Origin of the sequence: Rufibacter tibetensis (assembly GCF_001310085.1) — a bacterium.
GTDB classification, from domain to species: Bacteria; Bacteroidota; Bacteroidia; order Cytophagales; family Hymenobacteraceae; genus Nibribacter; species Nibribacter tibetensis.
In genome coordinates this window covers 1,993,024-2,015,183 of record NZ_CP012643.1, presented here as the reverse complement: position 1 = coordinate 2,015,183, position 22,160 = coordinate 1,993,024, and the positions used below count along the sequence as shown (strand labels likewise).

At 45.7% G+C, this 22,160-nt stretch carries 22 protein-coding genes and 1 tRNA gene; 11 read left to right on the top strand and 12 right to left on the bottom strand.

What is annotated here, in order from left to right; all coding sequences use genetic code 11:
* Positions 1–189: 189 nt before the first annotated feature.
* The 5 genes from DC20_RS07985 to DC20_RS07965 form a co-directional block, all read right to left on the bottom strand.
* Complete coding sequence (locus DC20_RS07985; RefSeq protein WP_062543344.1) at positions 190–1,191, bottom strand: DUF3871 family protein; 1,002 nt, start codon at positions 1,189–1,191, stop codon at positions 190–192.
* A gap of 18 nt (positions 1,192–1,209) precedes the next feature.
* A complete protein-coding gene (locus tag DC20_RS07980; RefSeq protein WP_062543343.1) occupies positions 1,210–1,476 on the bottom strand; it encodes a hypothetical protein in 267 nt (88 codons plus the stop codon).
* A gap of 194 nt (positions 1,477–1,670) precedes the next feature.
* Positions 1,671–1,952, bottom strand: coding sequence for a hypothetical protein (locus DC20_RS07975; protein WP_062543342.1), 282 nt, complete (start codon positions 1,950–1,952; stop codon positions 1,671–1,673).
* Between the two features lie 62 nt (positions 1,953–2,014).
* Entirely contained in the window at positions 2,015–2,350 is a 336-nt protein-coding gene (locus tag DC20_RS07970) for a hypothetical protein (protein ID WP_157593097.1), read from the bottom strand.
* A 341-nt stretch (positions 2,351–2,691) separates the two neighbouring features.
* Positions 2,692–3,354, bottom strand: a complete 663-nt coding sequence (locus DC20_RS07965) for a hypothetical protein (RefSeq protein ID WP_062543340.1) — start codon at positions 3,352–3,354, stop codon at positions 2,692–2,694.
* A 525-nt stretch (positions 3,355–3,879) separates the two neighbouring features.
* Between DC20_RS07965 and DC20_RS07955 the strand changes: the two genes are divergently transcribed.
* Entirely contained in the window at positions 3,880–4,434 is a 555-nt protein-coding gene (locus tag DC20_RS07955; RefSeq protein WP_062543338.1) for a hypothetical protein, read from the top strand.
* A gap of 4 nt (positions 4,435–4,438) precedes the next feature.
* The gene (locus tag DC20_RS07950) at positions 4,439–4,924 is read left to right on the top strand and encodes a hypothetical protein (protein ID WP_062543337.1); all 486 of its coding nucleotides are present in this window, start codon (positions 4,439–4,441) and stop codon (positions 4,922–4,924) included.
* Positions 4,925–5,126: 202 nt separating this feature from the next.
* Here the strand turns inward: DC20_RS07950 and DC20_RS07945 are convergent, their stop codons facing one another.
* The 6 genes from DC20_RS07945 to DC20_RS07920 all read right to left on the bottom strand — a co-directional run bounded on the left by DC20_RS07945 (position 5,127) and on the right by DC20_RS07920 (position 10,203).
* Positions 5,127–6,386 carry a VapE domain-containing protein gene (locus DC20_RS07945; protein WP_062543336.1) on the bottom strand — a complete coding sequence of 420 codons (1,260 nt, stop codon included), beginning with the start codon at positions 6,384–6,386 and terminating at the stop codon, positions 5,127–5,129.
* Positions 6,387–6,582: 196 nt separating this feature from the next.
* Positions 6,583–6,774: a hypothetical protein gene (locus DC20_RS07940; protein ID WP_062543335.1), complete on the bottom strand. Its 192-nt coding sequence runs from the start codon at positions 6,772–6,774 to the stop codon at positions 6,583–6,585.
* A gap of 129 nt (positions 6,775–6,903) precedes the next feature.
* Positions 6,904–7,758, bottom strand: coding sequence for a hypothetical protein (locus DC20_RS07935; RefSeq protein WP_062543334.1), 855 nt, complete (start codon positions 7,756–7,758; stop codon positions 6,904–6,906).
* Positions 7,759–7,811: 53 nt separating this feature from the next.
* A complete protein-coding gene (locus DC20_RS07930) occupies positions 7,812–8,729 on the bottom strand; it encodes a toxin-antitoxin system YwqK family antitoxin (protein WP_157593096.1) in 918 nt (305 codons plus the stop codon).
* Between the two features lie 262 nt (positions 8,730–8,991).
* A complete protein-coding gene (locus DC20_RS07925) occupies positions 8,992–9,489 on the bottom strand; it encodes a hypothetical protein (RefSeq protein ID WP_157593095.1) in 498 nt (165 codons plus the stop codon).
* Positions 9,490–10,127: 638 nt separating this feature from the next.
* Positions 10,128–10,203, bottom strand: a tRNA-Phe gene (locus DC20_RS07920).
* 183 nt (positions 10,204–10,386) lie between these two features.
* Here DC20_RS07920 and DC20_RS07915 point away from each other — a divergent pair.
* The 6 genes from DC20_RS07915 (at position 10,387) to DC20_RS07890 (ending at position 17,735) form a co-directional block, all read left to right on the top strand.
* Positions 10,387–11,739 carry a (Fe-S)-binding protein gene (locus tag DC20_RS07915; protein ID WP_062543331.1) on the top strand — a complete coding sequence of 451 codons (1,353 nt, stop codon included), beginning with the start codon at positions 10,387–10,389 and terminating at the stop codon, positions 11,737–11,739.
* Between the two features lie 96 nt (positions 11,740–11,835).
* A complete protein-coding gene (locus tag DC20_RS07910) occupies positions 11,836–12,642 on the top strand; it encodes a (Fe-S)-binding protein (RefSeq protein WP_062543330.1) in 807 nt (268 codons plus the stop codon).
* Positions 12,643–12,838: 196 nt separating this feature from the next.
* Entirely contained in the window at positions 12,839–13,321 is a 483-nt protein-coding gene (locus DC20_RS07905; RefSeq protein ID WP_062543329.1) for a hypothetical protein, read from the top strand.
* Between the two features lie 35 nt (positions 13,322–13,356).
* Positions 13,357–15,294: an OmpA family protein gene (locus tag DC20_RS07900; protein ID WP_245652318.1), complete on the top strand. Its 1,938-nt coding sequence runs from the start codon at positions 13,357–13,359 to the stop codon at positions 15,292–15,294.
* 429 nt (positions 15,295–15,723) lie between these two features.
* A complete protein-coding gene (locus tag DC20_RS07895) occupies positions 15,724–16,893 on the top strand; it encodes an AIR synthase related protein (RefSeq protein WP_062543327.1) in 1,170 nt (389 codons plus the stop codon).
* A 149-nt stretch (positions 16,894–17,042) separates the two neighbouring features.
* Entirely contained in the window at positions 17,043–17,735 is a 693-nt protein-coding gene (locus DC20_RS07890; protein WP_169788171.1) for a DUF4476 domain-containing protein, read from the top strand.
* A gap of 206 nt (positions 17,736–17,941) precedes the next feature.
* On the opposite strand, the gene DC20_RS07885 is transcribed toward DC20_RS07890, so the two are convergent.
* The gene (locus DC20_RS07885) at positions 17,942–18,412 is read right to left on the bottom strand and encodes a DUF4293 domain-containing protein (RefSeq protein ID WP_062543325.1); all 471 of its coding nucleotides are present in this window, start codon (positions 18,410–18,412) and stop codon (positions 17,942–17,944) included.
* Between the two features lie 345 nt (positions 18,413–18,757).
* Here DC20_RS07885 and DC20_RS07880 point away from each other — a divergent pair, with 345 nt between their 5' ends.
* The 3 genes from DC20_RS07880 (at position 18,758) to DC20_RS07870 (ending at position 22,044) form a co-directional block, all read left to right on the top strand.
* The gene (locus DC20_RS07880) at positions 18,758–19,129 is read left to right on the top strand and encodes a hypothetical protein (RefSeq protein ID WP_157593094.1); all 372 of its coding nucleotides are present in this window, start codon (positions 18,758–18,760) and stop codon (positions 19,127–19,129) included.
* A gap of 217 nt (positions 19,130–19,346) precedes the next feature.
* Positions 19,347–20,156 (top strand): tRNA pseudouridine(38-40) synthase TruA, encoded by an 810-nt coding sequence (gene truA, locus DC20_RS07875; protein WP_062543323.1) that lies wholly within the window; start codon positions 19,347–19,349, stop codon positions 20,154–20,156.
* 121 nt (positions 20,157–20,277) lie between these two features.
* Entirely contained in the window at positions 20,278–22,044 is a 1,767-nt protein-coding gene (locus DC20_RS07870; RefSeq protein WP_062543322.1) for an ABC transporter ATP-binding protein, read from the top strand.
* The last annotated feature ends 116 nt before the right edge of the window (positions 22,045–22,160 follow it).

Genomic DNA, 22,160 nt, shown 5'->3' with positions numbered 1-22,160 from the left:
CTACAGAGACAAGGGTGAAACCAAGAATTCTTGCTGACTTTTTCATTGATGTGTGTCTTAGGTGAAACAATGGTTGTCTTTACTGAAGCTGGTTCGCTATCATAGCTTTACCTTGTAGGGTTGAACAAGTATATCAAACTAAAATGAGAAGAGGAAGTAACCCCAAAGGATTACTTCCTGCCTTTCCAGTTAGTTCAGATACCAGCTTGTGCTATTGCCCTGTAATGCGCCCTGTACCTGTGAGGCAAAGTCCAAAGCATTGATAGAGCGGTCCAGAAACTGGTCAATGTAGGTGGACTTGTTGGCCCCAGTGAACAGGTTGTACAGTTTCCAGAGGTTTATTCTCCCATCCTCCTGCCTGCAGAAGTTCACGTCTTTGTAATAGTCCCTGCAGACAGACGTGAGCTGAGAATCACCATACAACAGGGCTGGTATCTGTTTCTTGTCATCTGTAGGTAGGTGTGGGTACATCCTGCATCTGCCTAAAAGCTGGGCGAACTGCTGTTCTGAGATGGAGTGTTCTGTGAGAGACTGCATCTGTCGTAGGTGAAGATGTTGGTCGTAGGAACTCAGAAGCTGGTAGATAGCAGAATAAAGCTGGTCAACGCTGCTCACCCTCAGGTCAGCCAGGTAGCCATCAGTCCTCACGCAGAGATTGGTGCAGACCATGTTCTTAAACCCAATGAACACCTTGAAGTGCTCAGCAGCGCCTTTCTTGTTGTAAAGATTGTCCAGGTTGTAGGCCTTCACGCCTCCCACAGTAAGCGTCAATGGGTTGCCATCTATGGTGTCATGGACTGTAGGAATCTCTATCACGAACATCATGCGCTCGTAATACAAGGTCTTCTCCCAGTCCTGCAGTTGGTTCGCAGGCTTGTCCTTCGCCTCTGGGGTCCTGCCCTTGATGGGATGGCTGCAGCGTATAGCTGGGCTCAGGACCTGCTCACCCCTGAAGATAGTGTTTACCAGCTCCTGCGTGGTCTGGATGAAGTCTGACTGGCTGATCAGGGGCTCGTTGTCCTTGACGTACACTGGGATGATGTGGTCCTGCTGTATCTCTGTAAAGGGGATAGAGACAGTGTTGGCTTCTATGAAAGCAGAAGAGGCAGACTGTGCGCCTGCCTCTGGGTTTCTGGTAACTGTGAGCCTTGGCTCTGGTTGGGCATTGAGCCTCATCAATGTGGTTTCCATGTTTCTACGAGTTTAAGGTTAAAGGTTGGTGAAGTGGTTTGCTTGGGAATCAATCTGTTCAGCCACAGCAGGCTTCTGGTATTCGCTCCTGATAGTCTCTACAATCTCAATGATGTGTAGGAACCTGCTGTTCAGCTCATAGAACTTCTCCTTCTCCTGGTCATTGGCGTGGCGCACCAGAAGGCAAAGGAAGGAGGTGACGTCAGAGAGTTGGTTCAGGGGAACGTAGGGCAGGCAGTTGCTGAGGCGCTGGCTCGTGTATGCCAGTTGAGTTAGTAGCTCCATTGTGTAGGGTTTTGTTAGTGGTCAGATAAAACACTGGACGAAAAAAAGGGTAGCAGCCTATTACAGACCAGCTACCCTTCACCATCCAGTTGCAACTAATGATGTTGGCTGCGTTGCTTTCAGTGGTTTGTTTAGGGAGTAACCTTCTCAAAGAACCCAGCGAAGAAATACAGCATAACTCCTTTTGCTAGTTGCTACTTCAACCTGGTGAGCACCAGGTTTGTGGGTTGGGTGTAATCGAAGTAGAAGTGTGGGTACAGTTTGCCAAACACTTGGTACAGGATCACCTTCTCGTGGGAGAAGGTCACCCTTGTCACCAGTACCTTATCTCCTGGTTTGAAGTAGTGTATGTCTACTTTGGATATCACCATAAATGGGCAGTAAACCCTGTCCAGCTTGTACTTGGAGAGAAAGAGGCAGCTGTACTCGTCCACCTCTGCATCATCGTCCCTGTTGTTTTCTTCCTGCATTTTCATAGGTTTAAGGTGAAAGGGAAAAGAAAAAGGGCAGCCATTACGACTGCCCTCATCTGAACTGATTAAGCTGCTGTCCTCTCAGGGAACACGCATTGCTCAATCGTTCTGGGGGTGGGACTATAATACCAGGTGTGCGTGAGGGTCAGGACCTCGTCAGAGTTGGGCGCAGGGTGCTCGTAGGGGGCGCACTCCATCTTCTCCAGGGAGCCAGGGAGCGTCTTGCCTACGAGACCAGCGCAAAGGACTTCGTTGAACGTGCAGGAGATGGAGCAGATAGCAGCTATGGCGTAGTACCTGCCTTCTGTTTTTGATGGGATGAACTCCAGTTCCCCCTGCAGGACCAGCGTGTTGTGTTTTCTGTTGTTTTGTGCCTTATTATAGGCAATAATCTTTACCATAGCCTCATGTAATAAAGTTAGCAATAGGACATAGGCGGGGTACCCCAACCTCACCCGCTAGGCGGGGTCTGTTGGGGACATAGGGGGGCGTGTTTACTGGTGCAGAAGAATTAAAATAAAAAAATGTAAGTTATAGTAGCAACTTAACCTAAGTAGTTTTCATATCAATTTAAATAGCTTTATTATTCATATATGTGCAATAGTACAGTCTAATAAATGTTCATTTCTACAACATTATGATTTGTTAAACAATTGCAAGATTTCTATAACATTAGCTTTTATATCAAAAAAAATCCCATAAGTTAATATGGGATTTAATATAATATTTACAGTTAATAATATTATAATAGGCCTAAGACTTTAGTGCTGACTCCTATGCCAAATCCCCACCATCTTTCTTTATTATATACCCACTTTTTACCTTCAGATCCAGTAGCATAGTCAAAGCCCACTGGAATAAATGAGAATGCAATATCATTGTAGGAATAAGTTATTGATAAACCTGGTGAAATAAACAATTGTTTGTATTTTGAAGTTACATGTCCATTCGTGTTCTCAGGAGTCAATTCTTCTGCTGATGGTGCTACAAATACTCCAAGACTAATTATGTGTGTTGACTTTTTACCATTAATGAAATATCGTTCCAACCTTGCATTCAACAGATTTACACCTACGCCAGCATTGGAAAGGCCTGTAGTAGCTGTTTGTGGCAATTCATTGATGGAGGGTCTAACCTTAATGGGAACAGTTAGAATCGCTATCCTTGGCATAGACAACAATTTTAAAATTGCTAATACTTCACCTTGTTTGAATTCTACTTTCTCAGTTATAGGATTCCCTTTATCATCAAACCCATTAATAGTCATAATGTTGAAGTCAGATTTAATGTCAACTACTTCTATCTTCTTGTCAATAAATTGTTGAACACTAAGAGGAGAGGGCTGACATAAAGCTATTTGATACGTTATGGTCAGCAGAATCAGAATTGTGAATAGTTTTTTCATTTGTTTATATTAATTAAAGGGTTTATGATTTTAGAATTAAATAGTGCAAACTCTGAGGTTGCATAATTAGAATTGTTGTTGAGTTAATATGTATAATTGATTTAAGTTAAAGATTTGGTTCAATCTATTTGTGATTATTTTTCTATATTATATAAAAATACCTAAAAGTAAGTAGTGTGTAGAACACGCATTCAGAGAAAAGCTATAGTATGGTTGTCAATGGTTTTTGGAAAACCAAAAAAATGCTAAAATGGGTGTATGTTCATAAGGTTTGTTTCCTGCTAGTAGAAGAATATAGATTTATAAGTAGATACAATTATTTAAATTACTTATTAGTAGGTATTGATTTACAAGCTAAAAATGGTCAACTAGAAGTGGCTTGTACAATCCTCACTCCCTATCTATCTTTTGTATTTGTGTATGTATATATGTTTTGATGAAGCGACTATTTGAAGCATATGTTCTAGGTATATAAGATTTATGTAAATTAAAGTTATATCTCGCAGTTAAATCCTATTATAATCTATGAAGAATTCATCTTACTATATCGTTTTCTTGTGGTTTGTAATTGGATTATACTTTGGAATAGGGGGTTTAGCTCAAATAAATCTAGAAAGCACTTTGCAGTCACTGCAAAGAGATAAAGATAAATTAATGAAAGAAAAGGTAAACGCAGAATATAGAGGGATTTATATTGATAATAAATACGAGTTGAAATACTATTTAGAAGTAAAAAGCGTAAGAAAAATATTTCCATGGACTTATGATATACCACGTTTTATAGGCCTTATTATAACTGCATTTTCGTTTGGGCTACTAGGGGCATTGATTGGACTAATTAAAGATATAGCCATTTTGAATAAACCATTAAATGGGTTGAAATATTGGTCAATACCAATCCTAGGTATTTTAACTGGTTTGATAGTTTTAGGACTATCCTATACAATTCCAACAGTTTTGACTACAAATGAGGCTAATATACGTTCAACTTCCCTTGTATTTCTGTGTCTTTTTGGAGGTATTTATACTGAGATTTTTTTTGATAAGCTAATGCGATATATGGATAAATTTTTTTTATAAAGATATGAAATACATATTTGTGCTATTTATTTTTCTTGCGACAATAAGTGTCTCGTGTTCTAGGGTTTATAGAATTAAGTACCAAGTATTTCCTAAAAGAGAGTCAATTAAGTTTCAAAACTTAGAAGATACTTTAAAGTTAGTTATTATAAATGAGCTATCTGAACGCAGATTAGATTCAGTATATGTTTTAAATAACTTTCATAAGTTTTCAGGAAAACTAGCTGTTAAAAAGGATAAAAATTATACAACGATTTACGAGTATGATTTAAAATTAAAAAACACCACCTTGAATGGTGTTGTTGAATCATTTACTACTTGTGATATATGTATGGGTGCTTCAAAACTTTATAAAGTAAAAAGCACTAAACTAATGTTTTGTTGTAAAGACCCTAAACATAATCCTAATGAGTATGAAGAGACAGAGGAAAAGATATTAGCAATCAAAAAAAAGAATAAATGTTCAAAGGTGGGACTATGTCTAGATTAGGATTGTTAAATTTAGAGCGTTTGTTTAAATAAAAAGTATATAATAATAAGCAATTCAAAGCACTTAGTTTTATTCAAGGGTAGGTAGGGTAACTACTTTTACAATAATCTAATTAGAGATATAATACATAGAGCCCACCAATATGGTGAGCCCTGTGCATTCACAGATCTATGGGTGTTTTGACGATTTTAACCTACCCTGCCTACCCTGAGATTGTTTCTGGGTTAGTACTGGTACCTGGCTGCTTCAAGGATAGAGCGTACTTTTGTATACCACCCTTCTTGTAGGTTTTAAACCCATGCTTCTTCAAAGCCTTTCCTAGACGCTGCTTTGAGGCATTAGTAACTGCGAAGGTGTTTACCTTCTTAGTTAAATGATTAGCAATTTGGGTTGTCGTGTAGAATAAACATTCAGAATCTCCTTCCCCTGCTGGTGTAAACTCCTCCAATACAAGTTCTTCCTCAACAGTTGTGCGCTGGAACTTGCTATTGTTAGCCTCCAGTTCTTTGATTTCAGCATCATCTAGCCAATGTTTAAAGCCCTCCTGATATAGTGCGTAGGCCTGGGCATATACTTTATTTAAGTCAACCTGATGCTGGTAATCAATCTTCAACGCTTCAAAACAAAGGAACCTGCGTGATCCAGTACTGTCATTGAGAAAGTGGCTGGAGTTTACTGATCCTGCGAAGGAAGCCCTTCTTGGCATATCCTCTGCATTGCGAGCGTAGACACGACGAAGTTTGACCTGTGGTTTGGTGATGGTCTCTTTCAGCGCCCCAATCTCAGTACTGTTCATGTTCTCAAGTTCATCCAGGTTTATGAGCAAACAGGACGCAAGGTAAATCAAAGTGTCTTTGTTGTTGAGGTTGATGGACCCAGAGTATACGTAGTTCCTCAGGTGCTCTGGTGCTAGTTTTAGTATCCAGCTAGTTTTCCCTATCCCTTGTTTTCCTGAGAACACAAGCACAGTTTGGTTCACAGTAGCAGGCTCCATGATGGAGGCAACGACAGCAACCAACCACTTTTTAAGGAAGCGATGGAAAAGCTGGTCATTGTCAGTCTTGACTGTATTGGCTAGCAGAGTAATATAATCTGTGGTTTTATCCCATTGGGTTAGACTGGTAAAGTATTCTTTCAATGGGTCATACTCTTTGCTGAAGCCAGAGTAAAGTATTGACCTGAGTGTGGATAGGCTACAAGTAGCGTCTGCATACTCCAGCTTCTTATCTTTCTGGATAGCGCGCCAAAAGTTATTCTCGTCGCGATCAATGAGAGGTGCGAAGTGGCTTTCACCCTTTTTTCTGAACTCCAACTGCCCAGAAACTGTGTTATGCCTGAACTCATGGTTCCTTTTTAAGAATTCCTCTATCAGTTCTATTGTGTTTTTGGTATCAGGGGTGGTTATTGAGGATATAGTATGTTTGGTCCACTTGGAATCCTCAGTGTCAAAATCTTCTTTCATAAAAAAACTTGTTTGTAAAACCTTAGTCAAACAGGAAAGCATGTGCAGCTTTGTGCGTATTTATGCTCCTGTTGACTAAGGCTTAAGTGATAGGATGGTTCGAAAGAGTATTCCTGCTCTGCTGCACTGGTAATGCACGATTTGCGCAGGAAGTACTCTTTCTAAAATGTACTTTAAGACTACAAATTAATGCTTGTTAGTCCTCAATTGGTGTAATAATAACCTCTGTGTCTGGGCCAAATAGAATTTTAGCTGTTTCAGCAAGGCCACGTATCATTACTTCAAGGAGCCCTGTGCTTCTTCCAGCTTCTGCTTCTAGCTTCTCAATTCCTAACCTGAATTCAGTGACCAAATGGATTGTTCTGTCGTTTAATTCTGCCTCTGTCATTTCAATGAGTTGTTAATTAGTAAACAATAATGTGCCTGCCCAACCTAGCAGAGGCACTTACTGCTGGATGGGTGATACAAAGGTCAGAAAAGGTCTTTGGTGTAACTGGTTACAAAAAGGGCTACAGGATTACTTTTTTTTATTCTGTGTTTTCTTGTTCAATTCTTCCTTGTTTTTACTTATCAGTGAATTTACTTGAGTTAGGATATCATTCAACAGGTTTTTAACACTTGATAGGTTATGGTTCTCATTATCGCTGAACCTTTTAATTTTGACTTTATCCTCAATAATATGCTGAATTTTACTGAAGCCTTTACCTCCTCTAATGTTCTGTTCAGAATGACCGGTTAGAATATTGGCTATTTCAGCTAGGCTCTCGTTACTGTAATTAATAAATACCCCCTGATCTCTAAGTAATTGGAAAAGAAGGGCTATCTGATAAGTATCTAATCTTTTTGCCCTTATATTTAATTCAGTTAGTTGGAAGTTTGGTGGTAGTTGGTATACATGGGCGCTATTGTGGGATTGAACTGAATTTTTAGAATCATCACTAGCCCATAAAGTTAATAAAGACCTTAGGTGTTCTCTGAAGTGATCCAGAAGAACAAAGGTGTCAGAATGGTCCTTTGATATAGGTAGGCTCTTCCATCTTACTATAGTCAGCTCTAAACGCTTTGCCATGAAGCTGCAGAATTCTTCCCTCTCTTTGTCTGTATCTATCTTGAATGTCCTGGTATCAATCTCTTCTGTGGTTTTCTCTATAAGCTCCTCTAATTTTTGAACAAGTGCAGACTGCACAATAGGCCTCAGGTTAACCTTGTCTTGCTCGCTTATTGTTGGGTAGAACCCCTGTTCCAACGATTCTTGACCTTCTTCAGATTCAAACCAAGCTACCTTCTCAAGGGCAAAGCATTGGTTATAAAGCATCTCAATGCCCTTAGCTGAGAGTAATTGGTCTATTGCTGCAAATGGGCTGGTATTCATTTAATATGTTCTTTTCAGTATGTACCTACATCAGGTGATATTATACTGTTTGCCTATTTGCATTGTTTTTGAAGCACGCTTACGCTCAGGGTTGCTTCTGCAGAAGTTATGTCATTGTCATTGTTGATGCAGAAGTACAAGGTTCTAGCGCCATTGGGAATGGTTAAATGACGTGAGTCTTGTGGCACATTGGTTGCCTTCCAGATGCATGCGTTACCTTTTGGCATTTCACCTTTGGTTTTCTCAAAGTATTCTGCGTCCTTCAGGCTTGTAGTTATAAAGTAATGGCATTTAGTGCTTGTTACAGGCTTAGAAGATTTATAGGGGTTTTTCATTGCGTTTGCGCCTGCAAGCAATATCTGGCTAGTTCCCCCTGTCATGGTTACTGATGCCAATGTGGCTGCAGTGGCCCAGTCAATTGGAGGTTCTCCCTCGTCCCTGATGTCTATCTTGAAAACTATACCATAGGCATCAGCTGGCAAGTCAACTCGTTGCACAGTTCTTGAGCTTTCTGGGTTATAAAAGGAGTGGAGCTTCGCCCTTGTAAGTGGCAACGATTCAACAAACTTATACTTACAGATAACTTTGGTTCCATCCTCATGCCACATGCGTAAGTCTTCCTGTGCTTCGCCTTCTTTGTAAGTGGCTATGGATTGCACCTTACCATTGGGGTACCAATAGGTGCAAAGACCAGTTGGAACATCTGGGTCTTCGCTTAACAGCTTGCCTTCCCACTGCTTTTTCCAGGAAGGATAGTAGTAATCCCTAACAGTTCCAAAGGGTTTGCCATCAACAGTTCTCTTTAAGATGCGCGCGTATTTGATGTCCTCCTTCAGGTTTGTTTGCTCCCAATCCTGGTCAAAGTATACAGTGTCTGTGGTAAGGGGTACAGGTTGATTGGTGTTTGACTTCTGCGCCTGTAAGCTGAATACAAATAACTGAAGCAATATGACTAGAAGGAGTGCTTTCATGAAATGCTAAAAAGAGGAGTATTTATTAGTGGTGGATTTAAGTGCTGCTATGTAGCTTAGACTGTGTTGCTTCGCTCCAACTTTATGCTACAGTTCTTGAATAACCTTAGATTGTCTTGTGTAGAACTCCTATGTATGACTAAGACTATGTTGCTTTACATTTAACAAACCAGTGGTTTCTTTTAATTTCTTAGCATGCTTTTACAATAACAATCATAAAGGATGCAGAAGCATTTGTCTTTCGTTGGAAAGGTAGGAGTATCTATTTATTGCAATATGTGCTTATCCTCTTGTAAGCCTTTTCATATCCTAACTCGCCAGCTTTGCTATAGCAAAAGCAAGCTGCGTCATTAAAGTCTTTGGTGGTGTAACAGTCGCCTAAAATGAACCATGCAAGGGCGTTGAATTTTCCTTCAATATGATTGTTATCTACCATTCCATAGATGCTGGAATTGGTGACTTTCATCTTCAATGCTTGTTCTAAGTCGTCAATAGCTCCAGTCACATCGCCTACAAAGAATTTATCAACCCCTCTGTATACAAGTGAGCGCTTCATTTCCCCAGAGTTAGGTTTTGCAATTGAAATAGCTTTAGTATGATAGTAAATAGCTTTAGGTAAATCTTTTTCATCTTCAGCTTTGTCTGCAGCGTTGAAGTAAGAAGAATCATTAGCAGCTACAGGTGGATATTTTGTATTTTGAGCACTAACGTTTCCAGAAAATATGATTATTAAAAATAGAAAAGGTAATAATTTTCCCATGGGTACTTTGGTGTTTGGTTTTGAGAGGGTAAGCATTTGTAAATAATATTCTTATTCTTGTGTAATGTTTTGCTACAAAAAATATAACTAAATGCTAGTAGCACTTTTTACAGGGTCTTCTACTGTAATTGTTCTCTGCATCTGAGCGGGAGACTGCTGAGATGGTATGTGTGCATCTGTTTAACCCGCTACAGGAAGATGAGCTATGGTAAGCATAAGCACTTCCTCCTTCGCAGATGTATACCTTAGGAGACGACCTGGTTGCAGATTTCTTTGTTTGTTCCTTCTTCTGGGTAGTTTGAGTGGTCTGGGCGAAACTAACAACCTGAATTAATGAAAAGATTAGGATAAGTAGTTGTTTTCTCATGCGCTATCTATAAGCAGTAAGGTCGAGCTAAGATAAGAAAGCAACACAGAATTTATATAATACTATATAGTCTTTGATGGATTTATAGGTAAGCTTATTTCAAAATTGAGAGACAGTATGGGAGACAAACAACAAACAAAGGGAAGGGGATATAGCCAATAAGGAGGTATATGCGTATCTTGCTTATGTCTCTTCAGAGTTTCTCGTAGAGGTTAAATCTTGCTTGAAAGGGCATAAAAAAAGCCTCAGATTTCTCTGAGGCTTTTACTGCTGGTGGTGATGATTGGAATCGAACCAACGACACAAGGATTTTCAGTCCTTTGCTCTACCAACTGAGCTACATCACCAGCATCCTTTTAGAACCTTTCAGGGAGGTGTTTCGCTACCGTTCTGGTGAAAAAGTATGCAAATGTAAGGAGCCTGTGCGGATTTGCAAAACTTCTGGCAAAAAAATCTTTTCTGCCCTTTTCAGAATACTTTGTTAAATTCGTTCGTAGTACAAGCAGTTTTCATTCCTAAACTCCCTTTCTGTGATCAGTAATATTGCCTTTTTAATAGTGGCGGTGCTAGGTATCGGTCTGTTTGTGTGGCAGATCCGTAAGATTGTCCGCAACATCAACATGGGACGTGACAAGGAGATTTCCGGTAACGTTTCTGAGCGCATAAAACTTCTTTTACTTGTTGCTTTTGGGCAACAAAAAATGTTCAAGCGGCCGTTGCCTGCCGTGTTGCACCTGTTTGTGTACGTCGGATTCATCGTGATTAACGTGGAGGTGATCGAAATCCTGATTGACGGCATCTTCGGGACGCACCGCGTTTTGGGCGTGTTGGGACCAGTGTACAGCGTGCTCATGGCCATCAATGAAGTGTTGGCGCTATTAGTCATCATTGCCTGTGTGATCTTCCTGGCTAGGCGCACGCTCACCAAGGTGCCCCGGCTTACGCGCGGTTCAGAGATGCGGGCTTGGCCTAAGCTAGACGCAAACGTGATCCTGATCACCGAGATCGTGCTCATGTTCGCCTTGTTTGCTTTCAACATTGCAGACCAGAAACTGGCGCAACTAAGCGGACACGACTTGCCTGGCGTATTTCCGGTAAGTGGCCCCTTGATGAACGTATTCGGGAGTGATGTTAATACCCTGCAAGTAATTGCCGGTGTTGGCTGGTGGGCGCACATTCTGGGTATTTTAGCCTTCATGAATTACCTGCCCAGTTCCAAGCACTTCCACATCATTACGTCCTTCCCTAACGTGTACTATACTAAACTGGAGCCCAAAGGCCAGTTCAGCAACGTGGAAAGCATCACGCATGAGATCAAAGCCATGCTGGATCCTGCCTACGTGGTGCCACCGGCGCCGGAAGGAGCTGATCCGCAGAAGTTTGGCGCCAAAGACGTGGAAGACCTTACCTGGAAACAGCTCCTGGATTCTTACACTTGTACCGAGTGCGGCCGTTGTACCAGCGTGTGCCCGGCTAACATTACCGGTAAACTATTGTCGCCGCGCAAGATTGTGATGGATACCCGTGACCGGATGGAGGAGAAAGGGGAATCACCGCTGATCTTTAATCCGGCTCATTACAATGAGGAATCTGAGCGCGTGAAAGTAACTGAAGAGCGTACGCTGCTGCGAGGGTACGTAACACCGGAAGAACTGTGGGCCTGTACCACTTGTAACGCCTGCGTAGAGTCTTGCCCAGTCAACATCAACCAGCTTTCTACCATCATAGACCTGCGGCGCTACCTAGTGCTGGAAGAATCTGCGGCCCCGACGTCACTCAACACCATGTTCAACAACATTGAGAACAACGGAGCGCCCTGGGCTTTCTCGCCAAGTGACCGTTTCAATTGGGCCGATGATTTGTTCGTGGTTTCTAAAAACTAGGCTAAAAACAGAATTAACCTAACGCTCATTAGCTTTTGTGCGGCATGCCGAATAACTTAGCACTGAGCACATTTTCTAATTAGCACATTACCCTAGATGTCAGAGAAAAAACAGATACAAGTACCCGTCATGGCCGACCTGGCCTCACGTGGCGAAACCCCTGAAGTGTTATTTTGGGTAGGTTGCGCCGGTGCCTTTGACGATCGCTATAAAAACGTTACCCGTGCCTTCGTTCGGATTTTAGAGCATGTGGGCACTAAATATGCTGTGTTAGGCATGGAAGAAACCTGCACCGGTGATCCAGCCAAGCGGGCCGGCAATGAGTTCCTGTTCCAGATGCAGGCCATGACCAACATCGCTACGCTGGACGGCTACGGCATCAAAACCATTGTGACCGCCTGTCCGCATTGCTTCAACACCATCAAGAACGAGTATCCGGCCTTGGGCGGAAACTACGAGGTGATTCACCACTCTACGTTCCTGCAGAACCTCATCAACGAAGGCAAAGTAAAAATTGCCGGTGGCGGCGAGTTCAAAGGCAAGCGTATTACCTTCCATGACTCCTGCTACCTGGGTCGCGCAAACAACATCTACGAAGCGCCTCGCGAAGTGCTGGCAGCCTTGGATGCCGACCTAGTGGAAATGAAACGCAGCCGCGCAAACGGACTTTGCTGCGGTGCTGGTGGTGCCCAGATGTGGAAAGAACCGGAACCTGGAAACAAAGACATCAACGTAGAGCGCGCCGAGGAAGCCATTGGCACCGGAGCCACCATCATCGCTAGTGCCTGCCCGTTCTGCATGACCATGATGGCCGACGGCGTGAAAAGCCAGAACAAAGAAGATTCAGTGCAGGTGTTTGACATTGCGGAACTCATTGCCCAAGCCGAAGGCATCAACGCGTAATGCGGAAGTGTGTATGCTTCAAGCGTGCAACTTGCGGCACACATGAGTAAGATTCGGAAGCTGTAGACGGTAAGAAGTATACTTGCGTTTAGAAGCTGTTATTCAGAAAATACCTGTGAAACAGTTAGCAGCAAAAACAGCCTTGTATCATCAAAGAGGATACTTGGTTCCATCATAAATTAGCATATTACAAAAAATGTACGTTCCTTTTGAGCAATTACCGGCGTATAGCCGGGTATGGGTGTACCAGCTAGACCGTCCGCTTACTCCTGAAGAGGAGGCACGCATGAACCAGCTACTGCAGGATTTCGTAACGGAGTGGAGCAGTCATGGGCGTGATTTACAGGCGTCGTTTACCATCAAAGAGCACCACTTCCTGTTTCTGGCTACCAATGAAGAGGTGGCCTCGGCAAGTGGCTGTTCCATAGATAAATCAGTTGCCTTTATGAGGCAATTAGAGCAGGAATTTAACGTTCAATTATTTGACCGTACCAAGTTGGCTTTCAGGCAACAAGACGAGGTGCGGACAATCCCTTTAACAGAAGTAAAAGCCAGGGTGGCGGCAGGAACTTTAGCGCCTGAAACGCTTTATTTTGACACCTTGGTGCAAACAGTGGGAGCCATGCAGGAGCAATGGCCCAAACCCGCAAAAGATACCTGGCTGGCTCGTTACTTTTAATACGGTCTATTAGTCAATAACGCGTAGGAATGCACATGATGCGACAGAACAGAACCTTTGTACTGGGAGTAGCCTTGTCTTTGGCAGTGGCAGCTTGCGGGCCTTTCCGGAGCTCCGTGCAAAAAGGCGATAAGAACTTTGGCAAAGAAGAATACGAATTAGCCATCAATAACTATCAGGCCGCTTTAAAAAAAGGACGTACAGGGGCAGAACTTAATTTTAAGCTGGCTGAGGCTTACCGCCTCTCTAACCGTCTGCCGCAAGCTGAGCAGTACTACAAAGCGGCCTTAGATGCTCGCCGTACAGAGGAAGCCATGTTCCGTTATGGCATGGCCCTGAAAGCCAACGGCAAGTATGAAGAAGCGACTACCCAGTTGCAGAGCTACATGGCCGTTGCCTCCAACAAGACCTTTATACGGCTGGCGCAACTGGAGCTGGAAAACCTCAAGCAGGTAGCTCCCATCACCAGCAAGCCCACCTACCAGATCATAAGACCTGTCATCGCTGCTAATACCGGCGCCTCTGAGTTCTCGCCCGTCCTCCTGAACAACGAGCTGATTTTCTCTTCTACCCGCGAAGACGTCAAATACAAAGGCAACGGCGAAGGTTTCCTGAATTTGTACGTGGTGCCCGTGGCAGATACAGGCATGACCGCTGCCCCTTCGGTAAGGCCCTTTGCAGCGGCTTTGAATGCTCCAGAAGTGCATGATGCCTCCCCAGCCTTTACCAACGATGGCCGCACCATGGTGTTCGCCCGAGGCAACACCGGCAAGAAGAATGGCAGCGCGGACGTAGACCTCTACATCTCGCAGTACAAAACCAATGAATGGTCTGAGCCCCGCCCCGCCAGTTTCAATGACCCGATTGCCTGGGATGCCTCGCCGGCGTTTTCGCCCGATGGCCGCACCCTCTACTTCTCGTCTAACCGCCGGGGCGGACAAGGCGGACGGGACATCTGGAAAACCACACTAGACGCCAGCGGACGTTTCTCCCGTCCAGAGAACTTAGGGCCTACCATCAACACGCCTGGTAACGAGTCTTTTCCGTATGTGGGGCCAGACAGCACCTTGTACATCGCCTCAGACGGTCACCCTGGCTTAGGCGGACTGGATCTTTTCCGGATCAATGGTGACTCGGTCATTAACATGGGGACTCCTATCAACTCTGTGGGAGATGATTTCTCGCTTCTTATCACCGGTGAAAACCAAGGATTCTTAGCCTCTAACCGAGCCGGTGGCCAAGGCGGCGATGACCTGTATTCCTTCATGAAGCGCCAGCCTAAACTGGTCAACTTCTTTGTAGACGGCAAGGTGGTAGAACGGAACGAGAAAACAAACGCCACTACGCCGGTGGGCAACATTAGGGTGGCGCTGCAGAACGCGCAAGGCGTGAAAGTGCAGGAAGCTTCCGCTGATGTGCAGGGCAACTTCACCTTTAAACTGGATTCAGCCAGCGTGTACTCCGTAATTGCGGAAAGAACCGGCTATTTCACGGCGCGCCAGCCGGTGAGTACCCAAGGCAAAACGCCACCGCAAAGCCAGCTAACCCAGCCCATAACCGACATCAGGTTAACTACTACGCTCACACTCTCCAAGATTGTCCGGAACAGGGCCATTGTGGTAGAGAACATCTTCTATGACTATGACAAGGCTGATATCCGTCCGGATGCAGCCGTAGAGCTGGACAAATTGGTGCAGACGTTAGTAGATAACCCAGCCATCACCATTGAGCTGAGCTCACACACCGATAGCCGCGGGGTAGACATCTACAACCAGGACCTGTCGCAGCGTAGAGCGCAAAGTGCGGTAGACTACATCATCTCCAAAGGCATTGACCCTAAACGCATCACCGCCCGTGGTTATGGAGAGTCAAGACCAGTAGTACGCAATGCGAAAACCGAGGAGCAGCACCAACGCAACCGCCGGACAGAATTCACGGTGACCCGCATAGACGAACAACCAGAGCGAGAGTAGGGCTTTGATTCGCTGGCGCGAGCCTCTGGCTCGTGTCCGCACGCCGTCCTGAACGCTCCACCCTATTTTGTCATCCTGAAAGGACCTTGTGAGTAAACAATAGAGTCGTTTCTTCAACGCCTTTTTAGTTCGCCCACAAGGTTCTTTCAGAATAACAATGGGGAGAAAGTTCCTTAGAAACCAGACAGAATACCTGAACTCTGAAAAGCAGGAAGCAGCAGATTTTCGGCATACGTGCGGACACGAGCTGCAAGCTCGCGCCAGCAATGAATCTAGATAAGCTATTCACAAACCGAAATACAAAAGAAAAGCCTCCCATAACCGGGAGGCTTTCTTATTTTTGCGGCAGCAAAGAACAGTATCACATTTAGAAGCTGTTATTGTAAAACGGGGCTGGAAACGGTTCTGCTACTTTATCTTACACCCACCATGGAAAACCGGTATCTGCAGCGCGGCGTCTCCGCCTCTAAAGAAGATGTGCACAACGCCATCAAGAACATAGACAAAGGCTTGTTTCCACAGGCGTTCTGCAAAATCATCCCAGATCTGCTGGTAGGGGACCCCGAGTTCTGCAACATCATGCACGCAGATGGCGCCGGTACTAAGTCTGCGTTGGCGTACCTCTACTGGCGCGAAACCGGTGACCTCTCTGTCTGGAAAGGCATTGCGCAGGACGCCATTGTCATGAACACCGATGATCTGCTCTGCGTAGGCGCCACCGATAACATCCTGCTTTCCTCCACCATCGGGAGGAATAAGAACCTGGTGCCTGGCGAGGTAATTGCGGCCATTATCAATGGCACTGAGGAGGTTCTGCAGATGCTGCGCGACAACGGCATTGGCATTTACAGCACCGGTGGCGAGACCGCCGATGTAGGCGACCTGGTGCGCACCATCATTGTGGACAGCACTGTGACAGCCCGCATGCGACGCTCGGATGTTATCTCCAACCACACCATCCAGCCCGGCGATGTCATTGTAGGCTTCTCGTCGTATGGCCAAACCACTTATGAAACGGAGTATAACGGCGGCATGGGCAGCAACGGCCTTACCTCGGCCCGGCATGACGTGTTCTCCAATTACCTGGCCCAAAACTACCCGGAGAGTTTTGACCCGGCCGTGCCTGCTAATTTGGTGTACTCCGGTAACTGCAAGCTGACGGATATCAACGAAGAGACCAGCCTTACCGTGGGCAAACTGGTGTTGTCGCCTACCAGAACCTACGCGCCGTTGGTGCAAGCCATTTTGAAAGATTACCGAAGCCAACTGCACGGTATGGTGCATTGCAGCGGCGGGGCACAAACCAAGGTGCTGCATTTCACCAAAAACGTGCACATCATCAAAGACAATTTGTTGCCGGTGCCGCCGCTGTTCAGGTTGATTCAGGAGCAGAGCAACACTAGCTGGCAGGAGATGTACAAAGTCTTCAACATGGGCCACCGCCTGGAACTGTATGTACCAGAAGCCATTGCGCAAGACTTAATCAGCATCAGCCAATCGTTCAGCCTGGATGCGCAGATCATAGGCAGGGTAGAGGCTAGTGAGAAAAACGAACTCACCATTCAAAGCCCATACGGCCAGTTCCAGTACGAAGGATAGACATCAGGAAAGGGAATACAAAATAAAATTCCTTTCTGGTTAGGGGCTGCTTTAGGTAAAACGGTCTCTAAACAGGAAGGATTTTTATTTTGTATATAGGTTTGGCATAATATTGGAATATGGCTCCTATGTCGCTTATTCGTACTGCTATGAAACGTCTCTACTTCCTGAGTTTTATCTTGTTATGCCTGGTGGAGGTCCTTCAGGCGCAACCTGCCCTGGATGCCGCCCTTCTGGTAGAAACCCAACGCGGGGAATACTTCCATCTGACTATTGGCGGCCGTCTGATTAATCCAGTTCCTTCCAGCAGAGTAGCCGTAGGTGATTTGCCTGCGGGCCGGCATATCCTGCACCTGCGGGTACTAGGCAGGGGCCGAAGAGCCCAGAACATTACCGCCGAAGTTATCCTGGCTAGTGGTTATGAAAGCGTGTATGTGCTGGCCCCTACGGTACCGGGCAGAACCTTCCCGCTGGTGTTGCGCAAAGTAGAGGAGGTGCCTTTGTCGCGGCCTGTGCCACCGGCTACCGGAACTGAGAGTTGCCGCTACGTAATGGAAGGGCCAGACGTGGACCGGGTCCTGCGGTTCATGAAAGAGGAAGGCTTTGATGACAGAAGGCTGGAGATAGCCAAGGGTGAGATAAAACTGACTGGTGGCATTATGACTGATGACCTGTTCCTGCTCATGAAGGCCATCACGTTTGAGGAGCGCAGAGTGCAACTGGCTAAGTTCGCGTATGACTATGTCTGCGACCGGAATAAGTTTAGCCGGGTGTTTGATGCCCTGGAATTCAACAGCAGCAAACGTGAGATGCAGGATTTCCTATACAAAGAGATAAGATAGACCTTAGATAATCGGAAAAGACACAAAGCTTTACTTTCAGAAGTAGGGCTCATTTCTAGCAATAGCCCAAAAACAGAAGGGGCTCCGTTATCTAAACGGAGCCCCTTCTGTTTTTAAGGTGATTTGTTGCTTCTAACCAAGACAAGCACCAGGAGTGCTGTCAAGTAGAAGTCTAGCATCTAGAAATTATCATCCAGCGTCTACAACTAGCGCAAACGGTCCATAGAACGTACCAGGTCCTCATCGCGCTTGATAAAGCGGTTGGCCAGTACATTCATCAATAAGCCAAAGGCCGGCATGTAAAACCCAGAAAGGTACTCGCCCTGCTCTTGGGTTTTTACCAGGTCTTCGCCTACGTAAGAAGAAAAGTAGAAAGCAGCACCCATTAAAGCGGCCATCACTAGGGAGTTCACCAAACCCAGTTTCATCTGGGTAAGACGGCTTTTGTACTGGAAGATTTCATACAAGGCAATCAAACCAGCCAAACCGGCCAGAATAGCAATCACAATGGTGTTGGTAGAAGCACCTGCCCCTGAGACCGGGCCTAAGCTAAAAGCGGTTAAGGCATATTCCCGACCATCGGCGGGATTGGTTTTGGCCCAGATAGGCACAAAGAACATGGCCACCATGGCTACTACAATCAAAAACAGGAAAACACTCTGGACTCTCTGTATCATATAAGTTTTTGGTTTCTGAATCTGGTGCAAAACTACATAAAACTTGCATACCAAAAATACCTTCCAAGTCAATCCTTCGGCCTGGGCTACAGGGCAGAGGAGGAGAGTGGTAAGCTTTTAAGAAACAGCAGATTAAGAAAAGAGCTGGCGTTTATGCAGAGTTTTCCACAAAGGGGTGTGCAAAGAAAAATTCTTTTACTCTGCCTAAAGCTACTAAATTGCCTTTGCTGTCAGTGACCTTGCAAACCCCAATTTTATATAAATATCCTAAAAATGAAACGATTCGTGATTTTCAGTTTAGCAGGCCTGCTCTTGCTAGGAAGTGAAGCAGCCTTGGCAAAACCTATGGCAAACCATATCCAGGTGTCTGTGGTCAGAGACAAAGAATCTGTCAAAGCTGAAAAGAAACGAGCCAAGCTGTTAGCCAAAGCTGCCCGAAGAGACGAAAAATATCAGCAGGATTTAGGGAAAGCGAAAGCAAAATACGTGCGTGATCAGGCAAATCTGAAAGAAGAGTACAACAGGCGGCAGCACAGGTTAAATGATCGGTTTGTCAAGTCTGGTAACAGCGCCAGTTCCCGAAACGAGGAAATGGAACGCCTCAAAGCCGACTATGAGCAGGAAAAACAAGCGTTACAAGCTAAATATGAACGTCAGCGGGATGCCCGCCAGGCGGCCTGGCAGGCAAGAAGGAACTCAACGTTAGTTAAATTATAAGAACTCTCGTACTAAGAGAAACACGCCAAACTACTTACATGAAACCAGAAACGGCCCCTTCACCAGGGGCCGTTTCTGGTTTCATGCGCTTCATGGTAAAAGACCGCCTCCTCGCTTTAGGGTTTATTTAAACAAAACAGCCTCAAAACAGGGGTGCTTTCTTCTCCGGAACCACCCCAGCGTCTGAGACTCAGGGGTAATTGCGTATCTTTGCGGCATGCGGTATTTTTTAGAAGTGGCGTATGATGGCACCAGGTTCCACGGGTGGCAGCTACAACCCAATGCGCTAACCGTGCAGGAGGTGTTAGATGATTGCCTGTGTAAGGTGTTCAGGTTGCCCCAGGTAGAAACAGTAGGCAGCGGCCGCACCGATACGGGCGTACACGCTACCCAGCAGTGGGTGCACGTAGACTTGCCACAGGCAGTTCAGCCCGAAGAGATCCAGCACAAGCTCAATCGCATTTTGCCGGCAGATATCTCCGTTGGGCAGGTGCTGCCGGTAGGTTCAGAGGCACACACCCGGTTTGATGCCATCAGCCGCACTTATGAGTACCGCATCACGTTGCAGAAGAACCCGTTTCTGGTACGGCACGCCTACTATCTTTCCAGGAAGCCCGACGTGGCTAACATGAACGAGGCTGCGCAGACATTACTGCAACTGGAGGATTTTACCACTTTCTCTAAAGTAAAAGGCGACACCAAACACTACCGCTGCACTATTACCCAAGCCCAGTGGCGCGAAGAAGGAGAGCAACTGGTATTTACTATCAAAGCCAATCGGTTTTTGCGTGGCATGGTGCGGTTGGTGGTAGGTACGCTGTTAGATGTGGGCAAGGGCAAACTGACGGTGGCGCAGTTCAGAGACCTGATTGAACGGCAAGACCGGCGTCTGGCCAGCGGGGCGGCTCCTGCCCAAGGGTTGTTTCTTTATCGCGTAGAATATCCTGAAAACTATTTTACGCAGCAGAGGGTATCCTTTGAGGAACTCCTTGCTGCTCAGATAAGAGAAGAGGAGTCTTCTTTATGATGCCACCTCCTGCTTTTGGCGTTCTTTTGAGAAACAGAAGCCGAAACGCAGAAAGGTGTACATTACTTTTACGTTCAAGTGCTGATGCCATCAGTGCAAGACATAACCAGCAGATTGTATAATGAGTGAAATAGGAGGCAGCAAGACCGGGAGTGCGTTTGACTGGGAAGTGCTGCGCAAGATATTCCGGTTTGTGAAACCGTACCAGAAGGTGTTTTATCTGGTGATTTTTTTAACGGTCGCCTCGGCGATTCTGGCTACTATCAGGCCGTTCCTCATCCAGGAAATGGTGGACAAACAGATTCTGCAGTACAACTGGCAGGGCGTGAACCGTATGTTTATGTGGCTCATTGTGCTGCTGGTGGCGCATACCGCCGTGTCTTACTTCCATACCTACTTTGCTGGTTGGTTGGGCCAGTACGTGGTGCGCGACATCAGGATAAAACTGTATGAGCACATTCTTAAACTCAGGCTTAAATTCTATGACCGCACACCCATAGGCACGCTGGTTACGCGTAATGTAAGCGACGTAGAGACTTTGTCTGACGTGTTTTCTGAAGGGTTGGCCGCTATGATTGGCGATGTGCTCCAACTGCTCTTCATCTTGGGGTACATGTTCTGGATTGACTGGAAACTCACGCTGGTCAGCCTTTCCATGTTCCCGCTGCTCATCATTAGTACCTATATCTTCAAGGAGAAAGTTAAGGCCTCGTTCCAGGAGGTGCGTGGCGCAGTGGCCAAACTCAACGCCTTTGTGCAGGAACATATCACGGGCATGATGGTGGTGCAGATCTTCAACAACGAGGAGCGGGAGATGAAGAAGTTCCAGGCCATCAACAAAGAGCATACCCGCGCTAACATCAAGTCTGTGTTGTACTACTCCATCTACTTTCCGGTGGCGGAGGTCATCGGTGCAGCCGGAACGGGACTGTTGGTATGGTACGGGGCCAAAGGCGTGATCCAGGACACCGTAACCCTGGGTTCTCTTATTGCCTTCATCATGTACATTGCCATGTTCTTTAGGCCCATCCGGCAGATTGCCGATAGGTTTAACACGCTGCAGTTGGGCGTGGTAAGCTCTGAGCGGATTATGAAACTGCTGGAAAGTCAGGAAATGATTTCAGACTCAGGCACGTATGCACCCAAAGAAATCAAAGGTGCAGTAAACTTTGAGAAGGTGTGGTTTGCTTACAATGACGAGGATTGGGTGTTGAAAGGCGTTTCTTTTGACGTGCATCCTGGACAGACGGTGGCGCTGGTGGGTGCCACAGGAGCCGGTAAAACGTCCATCATCAACCTTCTGAGCCGCTTTTACGAGATCAACAAAGGAATTATTAGGGTAGATGGCCGCGATGTGAAAGAGTATGATCTGGAGGTGCTGCGCCAGCAGATTGGCGTAGTGCTGCAGGATGTATTCCTGTTCTCTGGTACCATCGCAGACAACATCAGCCTGGGCAATAAAGACATTACCGAGGCCCAGATGTGGGAAGCTGCCCGTTTAGTAGGCGCTGATAGGTTTATTGAGCGTCTGCCCGGCGGTCTGCACTACAACGTGATGGAACGCGGCGCTACCCTGTCGGTGGGGCAGCGGCAGCTGATCTCGTTTGTGCGCGCCATGGTGTACAACCCCAAAATCATCATCCTAGACGAGGCCACTTCCAGCGTAGACTCTGAAACCGAGGAACTGATTCAGTTCGCCATCGGGCAGTTGATGCAGGGCCGTACCTCCATTGTCATTGCCCACCGCCTCTCCACCATCCAGAAAGCCGACAATATCATTGTGCTGGACCGTGGCGAGATCAAAGAAAGCGGACGCCATGAGGAGCTGATCCAGTCGGGTGGGTACTACGCCCAGTTGCACGAGATGCAGTACAAGAACTTTGTGTAAACAGAAGGTGCTTCAGGGCTGTTTTCTCTAAAACGAGCCCCAAACATAGTTTTGTGAAGGGTAGCGCAAGCTGTAGCTTTGTCGCTCTTCAAGGAAACAAGCGAAGAATTAGAAGA

Excerpts from the sequence above, each read along its gene's own strand:
- DC20_RS07880 (WP_157593094.1), top strand. The coding sequence starts at position 18,758 with ATGGCAAACCATATCCAGGTGTCTGTGGTCAGAGACAAAGAATCTGTC.
- DC20_RS07910 (WP_062543330.1), top strand. The coding sequence starts at position 11,836 with ATGTCAGAGAAAAAACAGATACAAGTACCCGTCATGGCCGACCTGGCC.
- DC20_RS07935 (WP_062543334.1), bottom strand. The coding sequence starts at position 7,758 with ATGAATACCAGCCCATTTGCAGCAATAGACCAATTACTCTCAGCTAAG.
- DC20_RS07890 (WP_169788171.1), top strand. The coding sequence starts at position 17,043 with ATGAAACGTCTCTACTTCCTGAGTTTTATCTTGTTATGCCTGGTGGAG.
- DC20_RS07885 (WP_062543325.1), bottom strand. The coding sequence starts at position 18,412 with ATGATACAGAGAGTCCAGAGTGTTTTCCTGTTTTTGATTGTAGTAGCC.
- DC20_RS07930 (WP_157593096.1), bottom strand. The coding sequence starts at position 8,729 with ATGAAAGCACTCCTTCTAGTCATATTGCTTCAGTTATTTGTATTCAGC.
- DC20_RS07870 (WP_062543322.1), top strand. The coding sequence starts at position 20,278 with ATGAGTGAAATAGGAGGCAGCAAGACCGGGAGTGCGTTTGACTGGGAA.
- DC20_RS07925 (WP_157593095.1), bottom strand. The coding sequence starts at position 9,489 with ATGGGAAAATTATTACCTTTTCTATTTTTAATAATCATATTTTCTGGA.
- DC20_RS07980 (WP_062543343.1), bottom strand. The coding sequence starts at position 1,476 with ATGGAGCTACTAACTCAACTGGCATACACGAGCCAGCGCCTCAGCAAC.
- DC20_RS07895 (WP_062543327.1), top strand. The coding sequence starts at position 15,724 with ATGGAAAACCGGTATCTGCAGCGCGGCGTCTCCGCCTCTAAAGAAGAT.
- truA (WP_062543323.1), top strand. The coding sequence starts at position 19,347 with ATGCGGTATTTTTTAGAAGTGGCGTATGATGGCACCAGGTTCCACGGG.
- DC20_RS07945 (WP_062543336.1), bottom strand. The coding sequence starts at position 6,386 with ATGAAAGAAGATTTTGACACTGAGGATTCCAAGTGGACCAAACATACT.
- DC20_RS07975 (WP_062543342.1), bottom strand. The coding sequence starts at position 1,952 with ATGAAAATGCAGGAAGAAAACAACAGGGACGATGATGCAGAGGTGGAC.
- DC20_RS07985 (WP_062543344.1), bottom strand. The coding sequence starts at position 1,191 with ATGGAAACCACATTGATGAGGCTCAATGCCCAACCAGAGCCAAGGCTC.
- DC20_RS07965 (WP_062543340.1), bottom strand. The coding sequence starts at position 3,354 with ATGAAAAAACTATTCACAATTCTGATTCTGCTGACCATAACGTATCAA.
- DC20_RS07970 (WP_157593097.1), bottom strand. The coding sequence starts at position 2,350 with ATGGTAAAGATTATTGCCTATAATAAGGCACAAAACAACAGAAAACAC.
- DC20_RS07900 (WP_245652318.1), top strand. The coding sequence starts at position 13,357 with ATGATGCGACAGAACAGAACCTTTGTACTGGGAGTAGCCTTGTCTTTG.
- DC20_RS07905 (WP_062543329.1), top strand. The coding sequence starts at position 12,839 with ATGTACGTTCCTTTTGAGCAATTACCGGCGTATAGCCGGGTATGGGTG.
- DC20_RS07950 (WP_062543337.1), top strand. The coding sequence starts at position 4,439 with ATGAAATACATATTTGTGCTATTTATTTTTCTTGCGACAATAAGTGTC.
- DC20_RS07940 (WP_062543335.1), bottom strand. The coding sequence starts at position 6,774 with ATGACAGAGGCAGAATTAAACGACAGAACAATCCATTTGGTCACTGAA.
- DC20_RS07955 (WP_062543338.1), top strand. The coding sequence starts at position 3,880 with ATGAAGAATTCATCTTACTATATCGTTTTCTTGTGGTTTGTAATTGGA.